This is a genomic window from Ralstonia mannitolilytica, assembly GCF_000954135.1.
GTDB classification, from domain to species: Bacteria; Pseudomonadota; Gammaproteobacteria; order Burkholderiales; family Burkholderiaceae; genus Ralstonia; species Ralstonia mannitolilytica.
The window spans coordinates 1,607,935-1,624,839 of record NZ_CP010799.1 but is presented as its reverse complement, the minus strand read 5'-3'; the positions used below and the strand labels follow the sequence as shown (position 1 = coordinate 1,624,839).

General features: G+C 65.2%; 17 protein-coding genes and 2 pseudogenes. 5 read left to right on the top strand and 14 right to left on the bottom strand.

What is annotated here, in order from left to right:
- Positions 1-30 precede the first annotated feature (30 nt).
- Entirely contained in the window at positions 31-1,041 is a 1,011-nt protein-coding gene (locus TK49_RS24085) for an ATP-dependent nuclease (protein WP_338051136.1), read from the top strand.
- On the opposite strand, the gene TK49_RS07720 is transcribed toward TK49_RS24085, so the two are convergent.
- The gene (locus TK49_RS07720) at positions 995-2,290 is read right to left on the bottom strand and encodes an ISL3 family transposase (protein WP_045785873.1); all 1,296 of its coding nucleotides are present in this window, start codon (positions 2,288-2,290) and stop codon (positions 995-997) included. The two genes, TK49_RS24085 and TK49_RS07720, sit on opposite strands and share 47 nt — an antisense overlap.
- 121 nt (positions 2,291-2,411) lie before the next feature.
- On the opposite strand from TK49_RS07720, the gene TK49_RS07715 reads away from it, so the two are divergent.
- Both TK49_RS07715 and TK49_RS07710 read left to right on the top strand, forming a co-directional pair.
- Entirely contained in the window at positions 2,412-3,509 is a 1,098-nt protein-coding gene (locus TK49_RS07715) for an ATP-dependent nuclease (protein WP_045786177.1), read from the top strand.
- Positions 3,509-5,215 (top strand): ATP-dependent helicase, encoded by a 1,707-nt coding sequence (locus tag TK49_RS07710; protein ID WP_045786176.1) that lies wholly within the window; start codon positions 3,509-3,511, stop codon positions 5,213-5,215. Before TK49_RS07715 ends, TK49_RS07710 begins: the two co-directional genes overlap by 1 nt.
- 99 nt (positions 5,216-5,314) lie before the next feature.
- Here TK49_RS07710 and TK49_RS07705 read toward each other — a convergent pair whose 3' ends face one another.
- The 12 genes from TK49_RS07705 to TK49_RS07650 all read right to left on the bottom strand — a co-directional run bounded on the left by TK49_RS07705 (position 5,315) and on the right by TK49_RS07650 (position 15,346).
- A complete protein-coding gene (locus TK49_RS07705; protein ID WP_032972645.1) occupies positions 5,315-5,716 on the bottom strand; it encodes a single-stranded DNA-binding protein in 402 nt (133 codons plus the stop codon).
- Complete coding sequence (locus TK49_RS07700) at positions 5,713-6,261, bottom strand: DUF3158 family protein (protein WP_011829933.1); 549 nt, start codon at positions 6,259-6,261, stop codon at positions 5,713-5,715. The genes TK49_RS07705 and TK49_RS07700 overlap by 4 nt, the downstream gene beginning before the upstream one ends.
- Positions 6,258-7,046 carry a PFL_4669 family integrating conjugative element protein gene (locus tag TK49_RS07695; RefSeq protein WP_029578158.1) on the bottom strand — a complete coding sequence of 263 codons (789 nt, stop codon included), beginning with the start codon at positions 7,044-7,046 and terminating at the stop codon, positions 6,258-6,260. The genes TK49_RS07700 and TK49_RS07695 overlap by 4 nt, the downstream gene beginning before the upstream one ends.
- Positions 7,047-7,234: 188 nt before the next feature.
- A complete protein-coding gene (locus tag TK49_RS07690; RefSeq protein ID WP_045786175.1) occupies positions 7,235-7,987 on the bottom strand; it encodes an OST-HTH/LOTUS domain-containing protein in 753 nt (250 codons plus the stop codon).
- Positions 7,988-8,225: 238 nt separating this feature from the next.
- Positions 8,226-9,419, bottom strand: coding sequence for an STY4528 family pathogenicity island replication protein (locus tag TK49_RS07685; protein WP_045786174.1), 1,194 nt, complete (start codon positions 9,417-9,419; stop codon positions 8,226-8,228).
- A 2-nt stretch (positions 9,420-9,421) separates the two neighbouring features.
- The gene (locus tag TK49_RS07680; protein WP_016446180.1) at positions 9,422-9,982 is read right to left on the bottom strand and encodes a DUF2857 domain-containing protein; all 561 of its coding nucleotides are present in this window, start codon (positions 9,980-9,982) and stop codon (positions 9,422-9,424) included.
- 19 nt (positions 9,983-10,001) lie between these two features.
- Positions 10,002-11,660 carry a ParB family protein gene (locus TK49_RS07675; RefSeq protein WP_045786173.1) on the bottom strand — a complete coding sequence of 553 codons (1,659 nt, stop codon included), beginning with the start codon at positions 11,658-11,660 and terminating at the stop codon, positions 10,002-10,004.
- Positions 11,653-11,889: a type II toxin-antitoxin system HicA family toxin gene (locus TK49_RS07670; RefSeq protein WP_013982111.1), complete on the bottom strand. Its 237-nt coding sequence runs from the start codon at positions 11,887-11,889 to the stop codon at positions 11,653-11,655. Before TK49_RS07670 ends, TK49_RS07675 begins: the two co-directional genes overlap by 8 nt.
- A complete protein-coding gene (locus TK49_RS07665; RefSeq protein ID WP_045786172.1) occupies positions 11,873-12,739 on the bottom strand; it encodes a ParA family protein in 867 nt (288 codons plus the stop codon). The genes TK49_RS07670 and TK49_RS07665 overlap by 17 nt, the downstream gene beginning before the upstream one ends.
- A gap of 40 nt (positions 12,740-12,779) precedes the next feature.
- The gene (locus TK49_RS07660; RefSeq protein WP_003141069.1) at positions 12,780-12,998 is read right to left on the bottom strand and encodes an AlpA family transcriptional regulator; all 219 of its coding nucleotides are present in this window, start codon (positions 12,996-12,998) and stop codon (positions 12,780-12,782) included.
- A gap of 141 nt (positions 12,999-13,139) precedes the next feature.
- Complete coding sequence (locus tag TK49_RS07655; protein ID WP_023123931.1) at positions 13,140-13,898, bottom strand: hypothetical protein; 759 nt, start codon at positions 13,896-13,898, stop codon at positions 13,140-13,142.
- Between the two features lie 539 nt (positions 13,899-14,437).
- Positions 14,438-15,346 carry a LysR family transcriptional regulator gene (locus TK49_RS07650; protein ID WP_003141071.1) on the bottom strand — a complete coding sequence of 303 codons (909 nt, stop codon included), beginning with the start codon at positions 15,344-15,346 and terminating at the stop codon, positions 14,438-14,440.
- A gap of 139 nt (positions 15,347-15,485) precedes the next feature.
- Here TK49_RS07650 and TK49_RS07645 point away from each other — a divergent pair.
- Positions 15,486-15,915, top strand: a pseudogene (locus TK49_RS07645) (transposase domain-containing protein); the annotation flags it as partial.
- A gap of 121 nt (positions 15,916-16,036) precedes the next feature.
- Here the strand turns inward: TK49_RS07645 and TK49_RS07640 are convergent.
- Positions 16,037-16,330: pseudogene (locus TK49_RS07640) on the bottom strand (IS110 family transposase); the annotation flags it as partial.
- A gap of 284 nt (positions 16,331-16,614) precedes the next feature.
- Here TK49_RS07640 and TK49_RS07635 point away from each other — a divergent pair.
- Complete coding sequence (locus tag TK49_RS07635) at positions 16,615-16,896, top strand: helix-turn-helix domain-containing protein (RefSeq protein ID WP_012761384.1); 282 nt, start codon at positions 16,615-16,617, stop codon at positions 16,894-16,896.
- The last annotated feature ends 9 nt before the right edge of the window (positions 16,897-16,905 follow it).

Below are 16,905 nucleotides of genomic sequence, written 5' to 3'. Positions count from 1 at the left end.
CATCTGACCTTCCGGGATGCCAACAGGGCGATGCGCGCCTGGGCTCAGAAAGCCGAACACGCCAGCAAGTCCTTTCTCCTCCTCAGTCGTGAACTCGTTGCATCCAAGCCAGGACTCCAGGGAAACAAGACCGTTGCAGGTAACTGCGCTATAACCGCGATAGCGAATAATCGATGCGGGGACGGAGGATATATGCGCGTCAGGCGTTTGAAGATTGAAAACTTCCGATGCGTCTCTCAAGGGAGTGTTGATTTTGCTGGGCACACACTTCTGGTCGGAGGCAACAACATTGGGAAGTCAACGGTGTGCGAGGCTCTTGATCTCGTCCTCGGTCCTGAGCGCATATTCCGCAGGCCTGTCGTTGACGAGCATGACTTTCATTGTGGCCGCTATCTGAATGCGGAAGGTGCGCCGGTTGAAATTCGCATTGAGGCGATCCTGGTCGATCTTTCCGAAGAGGCGCAGCGGCGCTTTGGTGGCCATCTCCGCAGGTGGGACGACTTGGCGGGTACGTTCATAGACGAGGAGCAGGATGGTCTTGGAAAGGCCGATGGTCCGGCAGTGATCTGGGCTCTACCACTTCTGTTTGTCGGTCGGTACGACCCGGAAGAGGACGATTTCGTCGGCAACACATTCTTCGACCATCCAACCAAAGAGGTCGATGCTCTCGACGAAGAAACCGAGGTCAAGCTCGGTCAGGGCCGTGTTCCGTTCACGCGTGTGCACAAGCGCCTTTGCGGCTTTGTGTTTTTGCGGACGTTGCGGACCGGTTCACGCGCTCTCAGCCTGCAGCGCGGTTCGTTGCTCGATTCCGTATTGAAGCTGGGCGGCGCCGGTGCCGTCGAGATGTGGCGGGACACTCTGGCCAGACTACAAGCGCTTGACCCGGCAATCGGCGAGATCGAGCAACTGAAGCATATCCGCTCAGAGTTACGATCCCGGATGGGACGCTTCGTCAACGGCTCCATGTCGTTTCGTGTGGAAAGCAACACTGTCACTGGGGCATCGCCGGCGCGAATGGGCTGGCCGGCAGGTGCTTGAGCTTGGACATGCGCAGGTAGGCGATGGCGATGAAGTTCTGGCTCGTCCTGAAGCCGCGCGCGGCGCGCTTGGCCTGCTGCAGCAGCCCGTTCATCGCCTCGACGAAGGCGTTGCTGCGGTGATCGACCATGCCGCGCACCACCGCGTCGAACCGCTCCTTGAGCGTGGCGGCCAGCTTCTTGAACGGCTCGAGCCGACAGCGCCGCGCCCAGCTCAGCCAGGCCCTGAGGTCGGATGCGGCCTGTTCGATGCTGTTGTGCGCTGTGGCCCGTGCGTACACCTCGCGCAGCGCCATCTTCAGCCGCCACGCCCGCGCGCTCTTGAGCGTCGAGCGCTGCAGCCAGTGCATCGCCTGGAGCTGGCGGGCGCTCCAGGTGCTGGGGTTGCGCCGCATGCCCCACAGCAGCTGCCTGAGCGTCTTGCGGCCGCCAGCGCCCAGCGCGGCTCGCACCGCCTGCGCGTCGGTGGCCATCTCCGCGCGGCGCACCTGGTCCATCGCATCGATGGCCATCGAGACGACGTGAAAGCGGTCGTAGCTGATCTGCGCCTCGGGCAGCGCCAGCGCCACGCCCTTGGCGTAGGCCGCGCTCATGTCCATGCACACGTGCCGCACCTGGGCGGGATCGCCGCCATGGGCCTTCAGATCCTCGGCGAACTCCACCACCGTGCGGTGCTCGCGCCCCTCGGTGGCGAACAGCAGCCGCTTGCGATCCAGGTCGTGCACGACGGTGATGTAGTGCTGCCCGCGCCGCAGGCTGGTCTCGTCGATGCCCACCGTGCGCACGCCGGAGAAGTCTTCCAGCGCACGCGCCTGCTCGACGTAGAACTCGATGCGCCGCCACAGCCGCTTGTCCTTGCAGCGCAGCAACTCGGCGGCCTGGCGCACCGGCAGGTCCAGGCACAAGGTCAGCGCCAGCGCTTCGAACGCCGCGGTGAAGCCCGAGCCCGGACGCGCCCAGGGCACGGCCACCTGCGTGGTCTTGCCGCAGGCACCGCAGGCCACGCGCGGCACGTCGCAGTGCAGCCAGGCCTCGAACTGGAAGAAGTCCAGGTGCCGCCAGGATCGGCGCAGCCGGTCGTGCACCGGTTGCGTGGCCGCACCGCATGCCGGGCAGGCGAGCCTGCTGGTGTGGCAGCCGATCTCGAAGTCGATACGCCGCTTGGCCGTGTCGAGCCTGACGTCATCGACGACCCACGGCGGCTGCAAGCCCAGCGCGCTGGTGAACAGAGCTTCTACGGCAATGCCCATGGACTCATCCTCCTGATCAAACACGCCTCGTGGACATGTGCACAGGCCGGCCAGCGGCCTGCACACATGCCCACCGGGCTCGACGACCAGGAGTCATTGTGACTGTTGGGTTCCACACGAAATGACGAAGGACCTCGTCAACTTGGCGCCTGGTGACGATGCGACGGCCTTCTTTGCTTCGGACCTGACGCGCGAGCATCTCCGGGAAGTCGTGCGGCTGTTTATCGCAGCTCAACCTGGTCAGCATCTCGTACCGTTCGGTCGGCTGGGTACTGGTTCAATCAACCTGCTGGTCTTCGCTCTCCTGACCTTCATTGCCGAATTGAAGGACAAGCAATCGGTGATCTTCGCGATGGAGGAGCCGGAAATTGCGCTCCCGCCACACACGCAGCGCCGGGTGACGCGGTTCGTGCTCGCGGAAATGGGGCAATCGATTGTCACTTCGCATTCACCCTACGTGATCGAACAGTTCGATCATGAGCAGATTGTCATCCTGAACCGCAACGAGACCGGCGCTCTGACAGGCCAGCCGATCGATGGCCAGGCTGTTAAGTCCAAGACGTTCCGCGTCGAACGGCGTCAATTCGCCGAGGCAATTCTGAGCCGGGCGGTGCTGGTCGTGGAGGGATCGACGGAGGCAGCCCTATTTCCGGTAGCTTCGTCGATTATGGAGGCGTCCCTCAATCCGGAGGACTACACCCACCTCGATCTGGCTGGTGTCAGCATTTTCAATGCCGGCGGGGATGGCTCGGTACCGCGTCATGGTCCGGTGTTTTCGGCGCTCGGAAAGCTCGCCTTCGGTTTCTACGACAAACCCAACGCCCCGCTGAACCAGGATGCGATGGACAAGCTGAAGAGCTATACGCAGGTTTGGGAGTCCCCCGAGAAGGGCATTGAGGAGCTGCTCGTAAAGGAGACGCCCATCGCAGTTGTGAGGCGGTTTCTCAATGAGGTGAAGGATCGACCCGACTATCCCAGTGTCGGCGTCTATGATCCGGCGGCGGGCGATGGTGAGGTAACTGCATTGGCGACGAAGGTTCTGAAGGCGCGCAAGGGCGACGCTTACGGCTATGCCGCCATGATGATCAGCCAGTGCCAGCACGCCGACCAGCTACCGGCGACGATCCGAGAAATCCTTGAAACCATCCACAAGGCGCTGAGCGCCGTTTCCGAAGATGTCGCAGCACCGCCGCCGGACGATTTGGAGGATCTCTTCTAATGAAGCTGGAGCTGTGCGAAAAACGCAAGGCGGTCATCGCACAAGGCGGACACCTTTTGGTCCTCGGCGGGCCCGGCTCCGGCAAGACCACGATCGCCCTGCTGAAGGCCCAGCGCCAGTCTGCGACGCTCAAGCCAGGACAGGGAATCCTCTTTCTCAGCTTCTCGCGCGCTGCCATCCGTCAGGTTCTCCTGCGCTGCAAGGAGATCCTGACGCCAGCCGAACGGCGGGCCGTCACCGTCCAGACCTATCACGCCTTTTGCATGGAGATTCTGGAAGCCCACGGCCGCCTCCTGCACGGCCGGCCGATCCGCTTTCTCTACCCCGGGGAGGAACGTCTTCAGAAATCGGCGTTCGATGGGGATTGGATGGTCGAGCGACGACGTCTGGCATCGGAGCAAGGGCTCTACTGCTTCGATCTCTTCGCAGCGGGCGCGGCAGACCTACTGGAGGGATGCGCGGCGCTGCGCGAGCTCATTGCCGATCGGTTTCCGATGATCATCGTCGACGAGTTCCAGGACACCGACGACAACCAGTGGCGGATCGTTCGCGCTCTGGCTGAGGTCACGGACGTGTTCTGCCTTGCCGATCCAGAACAGCGGATCTTTGATTACCGGGATGATATCGATCCGCGCCGGCTGGATATTCTCCGAGAGGAGATCCAGGTCACCGAGTTCGATCTGGGCGGGGAAAACCACAGAAGCCCAAACGCGGGAATCCTTCAGTTCGCCGACGCAGTACTGCACAACCACAGTCCGCTGCCGGCCACCCCAGACATCAAACAGGTTTCGTACTGGCAGAACACGTTTGCCGCAACGGTCCATGCAGCGGTGATATGGACCTTCAGCGCGTTGCGAAAGAAGGGGGTCGAGCATCCGAGCGTGGCGGTGCTGTCGAGAAGCAATTCGCTCATCGCCGACCTTTCGGTGATCCTGTCGGAGACGCACACTTACAACAAGCAGACCCTACCCGTCATCGAACATGATGTCGTTTGGGATGCTGAGCTTTCCGCGGCGGCGGCGGTGGTCGTGGCGTCAATCCTAGAATGGCCGACCGGCCCGGCCGAAGAGACCCTTGCGCGGACGCTCCGGGTCATTGCTGGATATTACAAGCTGAAGAACGCGGAGGAGCCGACCAACGCCGCGGCGGAGCACGCACGTAAGTATGACGAGGCGGCAGCCAAGGTGGCGACGGGCGAAGGACCGCGCATCAATGCCGCGAAAGCCCTCGTCGCGGTCTACAAGGCTGGCATCGATCTGGTCGGAGAACCTGTCGCGGACTGGAAAGCGGCGCGCTGGGTGCTTCACGATATTCCAGCGCTGAATGAGCTGTTCCGCGAGGCCCGGCTAGTGCGGCTGTTCAGGGCGACCGACTCTCTGGCCTCCGGACTCGGCGAGCGTTGGCTCGCCTTGAGCAGCTATGCAGGTGCGAGCGAACTAGTCAAACGTACCCTCGAGCAGGAGCGGCTCGTGGCGGCCGAGCGCGACCCCCAAGGCTGCATCCTGATGAATATGCACAAGGCCAAGGGAAAGGAGTTCGATGGGGTCGTTCTCGTGGAAGGCGCTTTCAAGTCGAGCTTCTTCGATGAGAGGAATGAGCAGCCGCCGTTTGAACGTAGCCGCCGGCTGCTGCGGGTCGGCCTGACGCGGGCTAGGACGCTAGTGGCGATCGTGCGACCGCAGAATGCCCGGCCGCTGGTCGATTGAGCGGATCGGTGGCCAGTCTGACGAACAAGGCGACCGAAGACGCGACCATCCTCGTCATCAAGCTGAACGGGAACAGCCGTGGGGATCCTGCTTGGCTGGTCAGGATTGCGGCGCACCACTATCAGATGCAGAGGGCTTCGCACCCAACGTCACCGCCTCAATGCGATACGGCAGAATGCCCACGCGCCGCGCTTCGACCTTGAACGTGACGCGCTCGTTCTCGTCGGCGTCCTCCCATTCGTCGCGCACGGTGCGGCCCTCGACCAGCACCCGCATACCTTTCTGGTACAGCGTCTTCCAGTGCTCGGCGTCGCGGTGCCACAGCTCCACCGGCGCCCAGAAGCCGCCGCGATCTTCGTACTCGCCGTCCTTCTTCGGGATCGGGTTGTCGAAGTAGACGTTCAGGCGAAGCAGCCGGCGCGGCTCGTCGTTGCCGTTCGGAAATTCGCGGTAGTCCGGCGCAGAACCGATGTTGCCCTCGCCGACGAAGTGCGTGCTCATGGTGACTCCTTGGTGGTGGGTGGAACGGACGCGGTATGCCCGTGGACGCGCCGCAGGTAAGCCGCTTCGGCCTGGGCGGCCTTGTTGGCGCATTCCAGGGCTTGGCGAGCGATGCTGTGGGTCAGACTGATCTGCATGTTCAGCACGATGCGCTGCAGTTCGATCGCGTACAGCTCGTCGATCAGCGAGGCCGGCGTCGCGGGGTTGGCCAGCAGGGCCTCCCACAACGCCACGCCCATGGAGGAACGGTCGAGGTTGCGCCAGCGCAGGAAGGTCGTCCCTGCGCCAGTGGCCTGCTGGGCCAGTTGCACGTGGAGCAGGCTGAAGGGGTAGGCGCGCGCCTGGGGCAGCACGCGCCGCTGCGCCAGGCCAATCACGTCGTCGCGCAGCGCTGCGCACTGGCTGGCCCAGGTCTCCAGACTCCCCTTACCCTTAAAAGGCTGTAAAAGGCCTTTTAGGTAGCCTGCGTGTTCCAGCCGCTGGAAGTCCGCCTGTTCCAGCGCCACGAAGCGCGTGGAGTGGCTGATGGGGATCGATGCTGTCATGCGCCCGCACCCTCATCGCCCGCCGCACCATCGGCTGCGCCATCCGTGTGAGCCGGCGCATCGGGCTCGATGGCGGGCGCTGCAGGCGGCGCGCCGGGCTTGGTCGTCCGCCGCGCGATCGGTGGCGCGAAGCGCGAGCGGCGCGTGCCTTCCAGCACGTCCTGCGGCAACTCGCCGAACTTCTCCAGCGCCGCTCGCGCCGCCGCGTTCTTTGCCGCGAAGTCGTCGCGCGTCGTGCCCGAGTAGCGGTACTGCTGGGCCAGCGAGAACAGGCTGCGCAGCGCGTGCGCACCATCATTGAGCCAGCGCTCCAAGGTGCTGCGGTCGATCAGCGCGGTGTGGTGCGCCAGGATGAGTTTGCGTGCCAGGTCGTCGTAGTCGGCCAGCAGATACACCGCCATGAAGCCGAGCTGGGCGTTCACGAACAGCGGCAGCTTCACCGGCTGCACGTTCATGTTCTCCCCCAGGGACAGCGCCGCTGGCACGTCGGCCAAGGCCTGATCCACCTGTTCGCGCAGGGTCTGCAGACGGGTCTTGGTGTCGGCGAGCTTGTCCTCGATCCGCAACATCCACCAGTCCGAGTACGGGTCGTCCTGCTCGGCGCCGCGCTTCATCTTGTTCATGGCGCCGATGAAGCCGTTGAGACCGATGATGCCTGGGCGCCCCTCGGTCGGCGCGCGGCCGTGCCAGATGCGCGAAGCGTGGTGCGTGTGCAGCGTCAGCGACATCGCGCTGCGCAGCGATCCGAGATTCAGTTGCAGGGGTTCTGTGCGTTCGTTGGCCATGGGAGCGACTCGCGGTGAATTGGCGAGTCGCCAGCATCGGCATCGGCCGGAAGGCTGTCAGTCAACAAACCGCAGCCCATGCGCGCCCGGTTTGTTCCGCGCGGAAGGCTGTGTGTGCCGGCTATCCCCTGGGGATAGCTCGGCGGATGTGTTCGCGGCTCGCGCGGAGGTGAGACCGCGTTGCGGGGCTATGCTTCGCGAGGTCTGTACCAGGCGGCCCGTTGCCCCTCCACCTCACGGTAGCGAAGCTCGAACAGGCGGCACTCATGCACCACCTGCCGCCAACTGCTGCAGCCGTACTTGGCTGGAAGCTGCTCGGGATGCCGGTCCGCGATCCAGCGGCCAGCGGCGGCGATGGGTGTCCAGCCCTCGACGGCCAACTGCGCGGCGGCCTCGCGCAGCGCGCGGACGATGCCGGCGGCCGGCCAGTCCACCGTGCCGTCCGGCGCGATGCCATTGACCACCAGGTCGTGGAACACATCCGACTGGACGAACTCCGCTGCCAGGCGCCGCGCCTGATCCATGTGCTCGGCCCAGCCGCGCAGCTGCTCGAAGTGTTGATCGATGCGCGTGTAGGCGGAACCGAGTTCGTCCTGTGCAACGCGGCACCCGTCCACGGTCCATAGATCGTGCTGATCGATGAAGTGGTGCACCAGGGTGTTGCGCAGCGATACCAGGTCTTTGAGGTCGGCCTGGGTGTTGGCGTAGTCCTGCGCAGACAGGCTCAGTTGCACGCGCGTGCGAAAGGAAATCACGTCGCCGGGAAGAGCGTCGTCGCGTTCCTCGCCGCCATTTCCATCGGTGACGACATACGAACCAAACAGTTGTCCGACCAACGTGCCCAGGGTCTTGGTCGCGGCATCTTCAATCCGCGCTGCGCGAATGGCCTCCAGCGAATGCACCGGGCCTGAAATCTCGTGGTGGGCCACGATGGCTTTCATGAGGCGCTCGTATTGTTGAAGGCGCAGCAGGCATCTGCCCAGCAAGCGCTGAACGTCTTGCTGTAGTGGTTGCAGTGCGTTTGTGGCGGGGGAAGTCGTCATGTCCATCGTCGGCCGGGCTCGTGCGTGGCTGTCCTCGTCTGATTCACAGGCGACAGTTTCGCCTGTCATTCGGCGGGCGACAATCGAGCGCGGCGGAAAGATGTCTGTTCCAGCTATCCCCTGGGGATAGTCAACATCAGCGATCACGCAAGGCTTCTCGGAGCTGAGCCAGGTAGGCTCGTGCGACCTCGGGGTCAGCCGCACGGGATGCCGGCGGTGACGAGGGCGCAGGTGACGGGGGCGCTGGCGGTGCCGATGCACTTTCTCCGGCCCAGGCCTTGAACTCCCCGCGAATCGCCTTCTGGATGATGCCAAACAGGTAGCCGGCTGGGTTGCGTACCGCGCTGTTGTGGCAGCGTGCCGCCCACTCGTCGAGAACGGCCTGCCTCTGCGCCTCGTCCACCTGCTGCAGCGCCACCAGCGCGCCGGCCTGCTGCTCGTCCTTCAAGCGCAGGAAACGCTCGGGCAGCCGCAGGTTCTGCAAGGCCCTCGCGCGCGGTACTGTACGTACTTCATTTATACGATCATTACGTACTGTACGGTCCTGCTTCAGAATCCGAAGAGAGCCGTCCGGCGCGGGTTTCGGCCCTGCTTCGGATTCCGAAGACGGGCGCGCAGCATTCCGAAGAAGGGCTTCCTGGCCTTCTTCGGATTCGTGGTCCGCACCCTCCTGTGGATAACCTGGCGTCGTCCAGCCATGCCGCGCCATGCGCTGCGCCAGCACTTGCAGGCGGGTCGGCAGCGTGCGCCCGCTGAGCAGCGGGTCTTCGGCGATCTCCCGCAGCGTGTTCATGCCCACGACCTGCACCGCCTTCGCCGCGTGCGTGAGCGCCTGACTGACCAAGCCCAGGTAGTCCGGGTCGAGCTGCATCGCCTCGAAGGGCGACAGCGGTTCGTCGTGCAGCACGTAGAGGTTGCCTTGGATACGGCCGGTCCTGGGATCGCGCCGCCGCCGCACCAGGCTGAGCCAGCGTGTCAGCCGCAGCAGCGTCAAGGCGCGCGCCACGGTCTCGTGCGAGGCTTGCGACGCACAGGGCATGGACGCCAGATAGGGGCGGAGCTGGTCGTAGGTAGGAAAGGCGGTCACGCCGTCGTCGTTGAGCTGCAGGCGGAACACCTGCCAGGCATTGCGCTCCAGCGGCGTCAGGCGCCGGTCGAGGAACAGCGCGCGCGGGACGCTCTCGTGCCGGTTGCCGCTGTAGAGAAAGCAGTCCTGGCTCGGCGCCGTGCCCTGCGCCGGTTCCTTCGGCTCAAGGTGCCGCAGCGCCTCGTCGAACAACGCCGACAGCGCAACCGGGCCATCGCGCCGTGGTGCGCTGCCCGTGGTCATGGCTACACCAGCCCCTGGTCGATCCAGTTCCGTATCGCCGACCAGATCACCGACATGGGCAGGGTCATGGCCTCGGCCAGGTCCATGGTCAGCGCCAGCATCGCCATGTCGTCGGTCAGGGCGACATGGCGCTCGGCGACGCCGGCCTTCCAGCGCTCCCACAAGGCCACGTCCTGCGCCTCGTCGAGTACCGGATGCCGGCCCTTGCGCTTGGGCAGCCCGAGGATGTCGCGGCGCAGCGCCACTTCCTGATGCGTGAGGCCGTAGAACTTGCTGACCATCTCCGTGCTCGCCCCCAAGCGCAGCATGCGGTCCACCGTAGCGATCTCCCGCTCCACGTCGTGCACCTGGCTAAGCAGCCGCTTCAACACTTCCCGGTTCACCGACACCGAACACCACGACACCGTGGCATTCACCAGCATGCTCACGAGTTCGGGGTGCTTCAGCGCATCCAACTCCTCCTCGCCGAAGCCCATGGCCTTGCAGCGGCGCAACTGGCCGTTGCGCAGGTCATGCAGGGCCTGGGCGATCACGGCCTGGTTGAGCGGGTGCGGTGCCGACATACGGGAGCCTCCTGCGCGCTCAGGACTCGTGGCCCGGGTCACCGGCTTCCAGGTCCAGCAGCCGACGCGCCAGGCGCAGCAGACGGAACAGCTTCACCAGCGCAGCATCGCTCAGGCGTGTGGCCGAGCCGCCGTGGCCATGCAGCAGCGCCGCCAGCTCGTCGGCCAGCCGCGCGCGGTCCAATCCGTTCGCCGAGGGCGGAGCCGCACTCAGCGCATGCAGCAGGGTCAGCACCGCCCGCGCGAACGCCGGCAGCGCCTTCGCCTGGCCCGAGGCCGGCGCCACGCAGACGAAGCCGATGCCGCCGACGCTGGCCTCGATGTGGTCGGCGACCGCCGCTTCCCCGGCGATCTCGCGCGCGAACTGCGCGATGTGCACGCGCAGGCGATCTGGCACGTCCAGCCCCGGCTCGACGTACCAGACGTCCGAGATGGGATAGAGCCCGCCGACCTGCACGGGGATCGCACGCAGCGCATCGGCCTCGAAGTCGGGCAGCTTGTCGCCGAGCTGGTCCGCGACCATCCGCTGGATGGATTGCAGGCGCTCGGTGGTCGGTGCCGGTGACACGATGTGTCCTTGCAGGCGCTCGTCGTGTTGCCCGTGCTGTTCCTCCGGTGCTTCGGGCGATGCAGGCGGTGTCGCTGCTGGCGCCGGAGGCGCGACCGGCGTGGTGTCGCGCGGCACAGACGAGGCGGGTGGCTGCTGAGGCGCGGAGACCGGCGGGGGAGGTGCAGCAGGCACGACAGGCGCTGCCGCTGGCGTCGGCGCCGCCGGTTCGCTGGTCAGCGCACGCTGGCGGTTTTCGCTGTCGTTGATCTCCAGCGCCAGCGTGTCGTAGTCCGCCTCCAGCAGCTCGGCCATCTGGCCCACCAGCTCGTCCTGCACTCGCTGCGGCGAGAAGTCGGCCGGCTGTGTGTCGAACTGCGTCAGTACGTCCTGAAACAAGGTGGCGAAGTCCACGGCCACGGTGCGGCCCAGCGCACGCCGCTCCCAGGTGCGCTCGCACGCCTTGCGCAGCACCGCGAGCCGGTCCACCTGATGCCGGCCCAATCCGCCGTACAACAGCGTCGGGATCGCCGGCAGCAGATAGCGCACCGCATCGTTCATGCGGCTGATGTGTGACTGCGGCACCGGATAGCCGTCGGCAGTCAGCCGCCGCGCGAGTTCGCTCTGCGACAGCGCCTGGCCGCTTTCCTGCTCGTAGAACTCGCGCGCCTTCTCGATGCCCAAGGCCCGCTCGATGAAGGTCAGCCCGCCGCGCAGCTCGTTCTCGGCCAGATGCCCGGTCAGCGCCACGATTTCTCCGCGCGCCGGCCACGGGCGGAACAGGCACGCAATGCGGAAGAAGCGTTCCTCCTTGGTCTCGCTCCACAACTCGCGCAGGATCGCCAGCCGCGTGTTGCCGCCGTTGCGAATGATGTAGTGCGCCTCGCCCGGCCTGCGCGTGATCGCGGGGGGCGCGTCCAGCCCACGTTCGCGGATGGACGCCTTGATCTCCGCATAGGCCGGGTTGCGCGTCACGCGCGGGTCGTGGTCGTAGGGCCGCAACTGGTCCAGCGTCACCACCATCGGCGTGTCGGCGATGGGGTCGCTCAAGGTCGCGGCCGAAGGGCCGCTGCGCTCGAAGCCGGTGGCCAGCAGCTTGGCAGCCATGTCCTGCGGCGTCAGCTCAGCCACGGCCGTTCTCCTGCGCCTGCCGGTCGGCCCGGCGAAGTTGCGCGCGGGCATTGCGGTCGGCACGGTGGTCGCTCGCAGTCGAACTGGTGTAGATCGACGCGCAGCCTGGTTTCGTGAATTTCAGGTGCCCGCCGGACGTGCGCACCACGCGCCAGCCTTCGCCCAACGCGAACTCGATCAGCGCGCGCAGCCGTTCACGGCCGCGCGCCAGTTCATGTGCGCTCGCCATGGCTGGCCCCTCCCGCATCGGCCCGGCCGGCGACCAGCGCGAAGCACTCCCGCCACGCGGGGAACAGCTCGCCGGCCAGCGTGCGCATGGTGTCCAGCGCCGCGGGCGCCGTGCGCCCAGCTGGCCGCCGGTACTCCACCCGATGCACCGGCAATCCTCGTGTCGCAGCGCGCGGATAGGCTTCGATGGCCGGCACGTCGGTGTCCAGCACCTGCACGCCGGCCTGTTCCTGGAACACCTGTCGCAGCGCCTGCTGGACCAGCCGCGCGTTCGACGACACCGGATGCACACGGTTGATGAGCAGGCGCAGCGGCGGCGGCTCGATGCCCAGGTGGCGATACGGCGCGATGTCCTCGATCAGTTGCAGTGTGCCGCGGCGCAGTTCGCGCGCGGCCAGAATCTCCGGCGTCACCGGTGACAGCGCCAGGTCGGACGCCAGCACAGCCATCTCCAGCAGCACGCTGCGCGCGCCCTGGGTGTCGATCAACAGCAGGTCATAGTGCGTGCGGAAGACGGGCAGCAAATGGCGCAGTCGCAGGCGCCCATCCGGAGCGGGCAGCAGCAGCGTGTTCAGTTCGCCGCGGTCGTCGTTGGAGAGCACCAGGTCCAGGCCCGCGATCGCGGTGCGCGACACCAGTTGCTCGATGCGCCGTTCGTTGAAGGCCAGCATCTCGTAGATGCCGCCGGGCGCGCGCACGTCCAGCGTGAAGTAGCTCGACAGCGTGGGCTGCACGTCCAGATCCAGCAGCAGCACGCGCAGCCCGGCATCGGCGATGAAGCCGCCCAGGTTGGCCGCCGTCGTGGTCTTGCCCACGCCGCCCTTGGTCGAAATGATGGACACCACCTGCATGAGCTTCTCCTCGTCGAATGGCATGAACCGAGAAGAAGCGTCAGGCGCGTTCTTTGAGGCGATCGGCGATCCACTGTTCGATCTCCACCGAGTCCCAGCCCACCGCGCGCACGCCCAGGCGCAGCGCCTTGGGGAACTTGCCTTCCTTCATCAGGCTGTAGATGTGCGCGCGCTTGAAGCCGGTCTTGGCTTCGACCTCGGCGCGGCGCAGGATGCGGTGCTCGGCCGGCACTGCCGGCGCGGTGGTCTGCGAAGACATGAGAGACACTCCTTGACGCTCACTGGCGCTGTTCGGAAAGTGCCTCGTATTCAATACACCGCGGTCGCCGAAATCACTGCAATTGCAGAAGCAGCGACTGCAATTGCAGTGCGCCGCATCGGCATCATGCTGGCCGCGTCGTCAGCGCGACGCCTCCAGGTGGCGCCGCGCCTGCGCGAGCTTGCTCCACAGCGTCCGCTCGCTGAGACCCGGCCGCCCCTCATGGTGTGCGATCAGCGCGCTGACCACGGCATCCATGCTGCGGAACGACGAATAGGCCGCGCCTGACGGCGAATTGCCCAGCAGCAGCGTCAGCAGTCCGCCGATGATGTTGAGGTAAGTCGTCTCGCTGCGCAGGCCAGGCTCGCGCGCCTGTTCGTCGTTGGCCGCGCGCGTGGCATGTTCCTTCGCCAGTGCTTCGTGCGCGGTGCGCAGCGTTTCATGCACCAGGGCAAGTTCGGCAAGTTGCGACTTCGCTGCTTCGCGATCGGCCAGCAGAATGTTGAGCGTGTCCACGCTCACCGCCGGATGCACCGCGCGTTCGATGCCGTCAAACAAAAACCCCGGCCGATCGCCGGGGTAGAACTGCGACATCCACGCTTTCAAGTCCACGTGGCGCACGGTCAACTCGGGGTCGTCGAGCGCCGGCCGCTGCGAGTCCAGCACGATGCCGGCCTTGCCACCGAGCAATTCGCCATGCGTCAGCGCGTCGAAGATGCGCTCGGCATACAGGCGCAGCAGCGGCCAGCGCGGGAATTCGCCGGGCTCCGGCATGGCACGCTGCTCCAGCGCTTCCAGAATACGCTGCTCGAAGCGCAGGAGACCGCACCAGCGGACGGCCGCCTCGATCGGTCGGTAGTACGTCTTTGCGCCAAAGGCGTGGCTGCTCGATTTCGGCATATCGCGCTCTTCCCATCGTCGGATCGACACATGGCAAGCGCGCGCGGCCCACATGGGCGCAGCGATTGCCCAAAGAACCCGATGAAGCGCGAGCCGGTCGGCATCGTGGTGGACGTTGGGTGCGGCGATGTCGCCGAGCGTTACGCAGGGGGCAAACCTCCTTGCGGTGCCCGCTACACCTCAACCATAATGCACCTGCGAAAAATCTTGTTACCGGCGCAACGGTCTGAAAAGCCGCGCATCCAAGTTCGATCAGGAAGGGATGCTGCGCTTTACCGGAAAACCAGGGCAAAGTTTTCGTAGGAATACGGGCGGGGTAAAGCGCCAATGCGACTTCCGGCTGAGCCGGTTTGCATCCAGCAAGGGCTCATGCGTTCTGCGTCACTGCTGTGACCTCGACAGCTTGAAGGTGCCTTGCTTGATGCCGGGTGGATAGGCCCGATTCGCCATCCATGCCCGTGACGCAAAAGGTCGGCCGCCGATGCAATGCGGGTCAAGGTCCAGACCGAAAGGGAATCGTACCGTCCAAAATCCCCGCGTCACATCGGGCGTTGATCGGTGCCTTGCGGGCGTCCGACACGCTCCACGCGGTCGATGAACTGCCGCAGCGGCTCCATGATTTCGCCTTCGGGTCGCAGTAGATAGGTCGTCAGCGAAGCGGTCTCGTCGGCCAGCGGCCGCACGACGACATCGGCCTGATGGCAACCCGCCAGATGCGCCGCGCTCGAAAAGCCCACGCCGTAGCCGGCGGCCACGAGGGCCAGCATCAGGGAATGGGTCTTGACGTACTCGGCTACCGTCGGCGGCGCATCCACCGTGCGGAGCAGCCGTTCGCGCTGCCGGCTGCAACCTTCGCAGACCTGGGGATCGCACAGCACCAGCGGATAGCTCGCCACTTCCTCCAGCGGCACTTCCTTGAAAGCCAGCAGCGGATGCCTGGCGGGCAAAGCCACCACCAGCGGGTCTCGCCACACCGGCATGGCGACGATGCCGGCGTCCATTTCACCAGCCAATGCAAAACCTGCGTCATACAAGTCGTTGCGCAGTCCAGTCACCAACTGCGCCAGTGGCGTTTCAAATATCCGAATGCCGACCTGTGGTGCCTCCTCGCGGCAAAGCGCAAGCAACGCCGACAAGCGGGCCTGCCCCATGTCACCAGATAGTGCGATGCGCAGCGTGTTCCGCTGGTTCGCTGCGGCGCGTGCCTTGGTCTGCGCTTGCTCGAAGGCCAGCAGTACGCGCCGGGCTTCTTCGAGGAAGACCTGTCCCGCCGGTGTGAGACGAACACTGCGTGGCAAGCGGTTGAGCAGCGGCACCCCTAAATCCGCCTCCATCTGGCGGATCGTGCGCGACAGTGGAGACTGTTCGATGTGCAGCCGTCGAGCAGCCCGGCCGAAGTGCAGTTCCTCGGCTACGGCGATGAAGCAGCGAAGATGGCGTAAGTTCATGCTTTCTCCCTACCGATGTGATCAGTCCATATCATCGTAGGGAGCCGAATAGTGCGGAGGATTCACCTCTGTATCGAGATGAGAGCCATCCTGGGGGGTGATGCTCGGATGCTTTTCGCCCATGTCAGCGCCTACGGCGAAGCTCTCGTTCGAGATCGCCCAGCTGCGACGCCTGAAGTTCGGCAAGAAGAGCGAGCAGCTCGATGCCGAACAACGCGCGCTGTTCGACGAGGCTCTGGACGCCGACCTTGCCGCGGCTGAGGCGCAGCTCCAGGAACTGCTGGGCAAGAAGAAGCCGCCGGCTAAGCCTGGCGCGATGCCTAAGCGCACCGCCTTGCCGGCGGACCTGCCGCGCGTGGACTGCCACCACGAGCCCGAGAACACCCGCTGCGCGTGCGGCTGTGCGCTCAAGCGCATCAGCGAGAAGCTGGACTACACGCCGGGCGTGTTCACGGTCGAGTGCCACATCCGCAGCAAGTGGACCTGCGCATAGGTGCCGAACGCTGACCCAGGCGCCGGTCCCGGCGGAGATCATCGCCAAGGGCATCCCCACCTCCGGGCTGCTCGCGTAGGTGCTGGTCGCAAAGGACTCCGACCATCTGCCGCTTACATGGTCGTCCCTAGGCAAGCAGGAATAAGCTGCGTGAGTGAATCGGGAGGTTTGCGTAGCTGATGGCTGGCCAGCAGCGTCTGCGCCGGCGGCTTCACCGGCACGAAGCGCATGTGCGGGCGGGTTGCCGCCTCGCAGATCGCTGCGGCATCGGCCGCACCGTTCTTGCGTCCCTTGCCGGCCATGCGGTAGGGCGTGACGAAGTGGCCTGCAATCAGCCGCGCATCCAGCCCATAGCCGCGCAGCTTGCGTGCCCAGTGATGCGCACCGCCGCAGGCCTCCAGGGCCACCAGGCAGCCGGGAGGCAGCTCCGCGCACCAGGCCGCAAACTTGTCAGCGGCCAGCGCCTTGGCAACCGCCACGCGCGCATCCACCGCATGCACCTAGATAACCCGCTTGGCCAGATCCACCCCGACTCGGGCAATCTCGTTCATGGACTTCCCCTTTCACATGGCTGCAGATTGATGACTTGGGGAGCACCATCGCGGTGGCAGCCAACATTTGTTTCCTGGCTGCTTACGATTGAGTCACATCAATCGGCCAGCAGATCGCTGGATGTTGACTCTTGACTTTCGGCATGTTAGGCGCAATATCTTGCAAAGTCTTGCAAGAATTTCCTCAGGCGAGGCCGCGTGACGACGGAACTTGTGGGGGTGGTATGACAGCGCGCCAGCAGGCGATCTTCACACTCGACGAGTTGGCTGCCTACTTGAAAGTCGGCAAGCGGACGCTTTACCGGCTCGCCTCGCACGGGGAGATTCCGGCCTTCAAGGTCGGCGGGACGTGGCGGTTTCGTCAAAGTGAAATCGATCGATGGATCAATGATCAGATCCAAGCAGGCAGAAAGAAGGAGGTGATACGCACAGATGAGCAGCCAAAGTCAGCGGAACACTCCGTGTCGTCTGGGCGCGCTGTCCGTCGCCGCAGGCAAACGGAGTGAGCGAGAGTC

What these genes read in the sequence shown, in the direction of transcription:
- TK49_RS24085 (WP_338051136.1), top strand. Translation starts at nt 31, where the DNA reads ATGCGCGCCTGGGCTCAGAAAGCCGAACACGCCAGCAAGTCCTTTCTC.
- TK49_RS07720 (WP_045785873.1), bottom strand. Translation starts at nt 2,290, where the DNA reads ATGGGCATTGCCGTAGAAGCTCTGTTCACCAGCGCGCTGGGCTTGCAG.
- TK49_RS07715 (WP_045786177.1), top strand. Translation starts at nt 2,412, where the DNA reads ATGACGAAGGACCTCGTCAACTTGGCGCCTGGTGACGATGCGACGGCC.
- TK49_RS07710 (WP_045786176.1), top strand. Translation starts at nt 3,509, where the DNA reads ATGAAGCTGGAGCTGTGCGAAAAACGCAAGGCGGTCATCGCACAAGGC.
- TK49_RS07705 (WP_032972645.1), bottom strand. Translation starts at nt 5,716, where the DNA reads ATGAGCACGCACTTCGTCGGCGAGGGCAACATCGGTTCTGCGCCGGAC.
- TK49_RS07700 (WP_011829933.1), bottom strand. Translation starts at nt 6,261, where the DNA reads ATGACAGCATCGATCCCCATCAGCCACTCCACGCGCTTCGTGGCGCTG.
- TK49_RS07695 (WP_029578158.1), bottom strand. Translation starts at nt 7,046, where the DNA reads ATGGCCAACGAACGCACAGAACCCCTGCAACTGAATCTCGGATCGCTG.
- TK49_RS07690 (WP_045786175.1), bottom strand. Translation starts at nt 7,987, where the DNA reads ATGAAAGCCATCGTGGCCCACCACGAGATTTCAGGCCCGGTGCATTCG.
- TK49_RS07685 (WP_045786174.1), bottom strand. Translation starts at nt 9,419, where the DNA reads ATGACCACGGGCAGCGCACCACGGCGCGATGGCCCGGTTGCGCTGTCG.
- TK49_RS07680 (WP_016446180.1), bottom strand. Translation starts at nt 9,982, where the DNA reads ATGTCGGCACCGCACCCGCTCAACCAGGCCGTGATCGCCCAGGCCCTG.
- TK49_RS07670 (WP_013982111.1), bottom strand. Translation starts at nt 11,889, where the DNA reads ATGGCGAGCGCACATGAACTGGCGCGCGGCCGTGAACGGCTGCGCGCG.
- TK49_RS07665 (WP_045786172.1), bottom strand. Translation starts at nt 12,739, where the DNA reads ATGCAGGTGGTGTCCATCATTTCGACCAAGGGCGGCGTGGGCAAGACC.
- TK49_RS07660 (WP_003141069.1), bottom strand. Translation starts at nt 12,998, where the DNA reads ATGTCTTCGCAGACCACCGCGCCGGCAGTGCCGGCCGAGCACCGCATC.
- TK49_RS07655 (WP_023123931.1), bottom strand. Translation starts at nt 13,898, where the DNA reads ATGCCGAAATCGAGCAGCCACGCCTTTGGCGCAAAGACGTACTACCGA.
- TK49_RS07650 (WP_003141071.1), bottom strand. Translation starts at nt 15,346, where the DNA reads ATGAACTTACGCCATCTTCGCTGCTTCATCGCCGTAGCCGAGGAACTG.
- TK49_RS07635 (WP_012761384.1), top strand. Translation starts at nt 16,615, where the DNA reads ATGACAGCGCGCCAGCAGGCGATCTTCACACTCGACGAGTTGGCTGCC.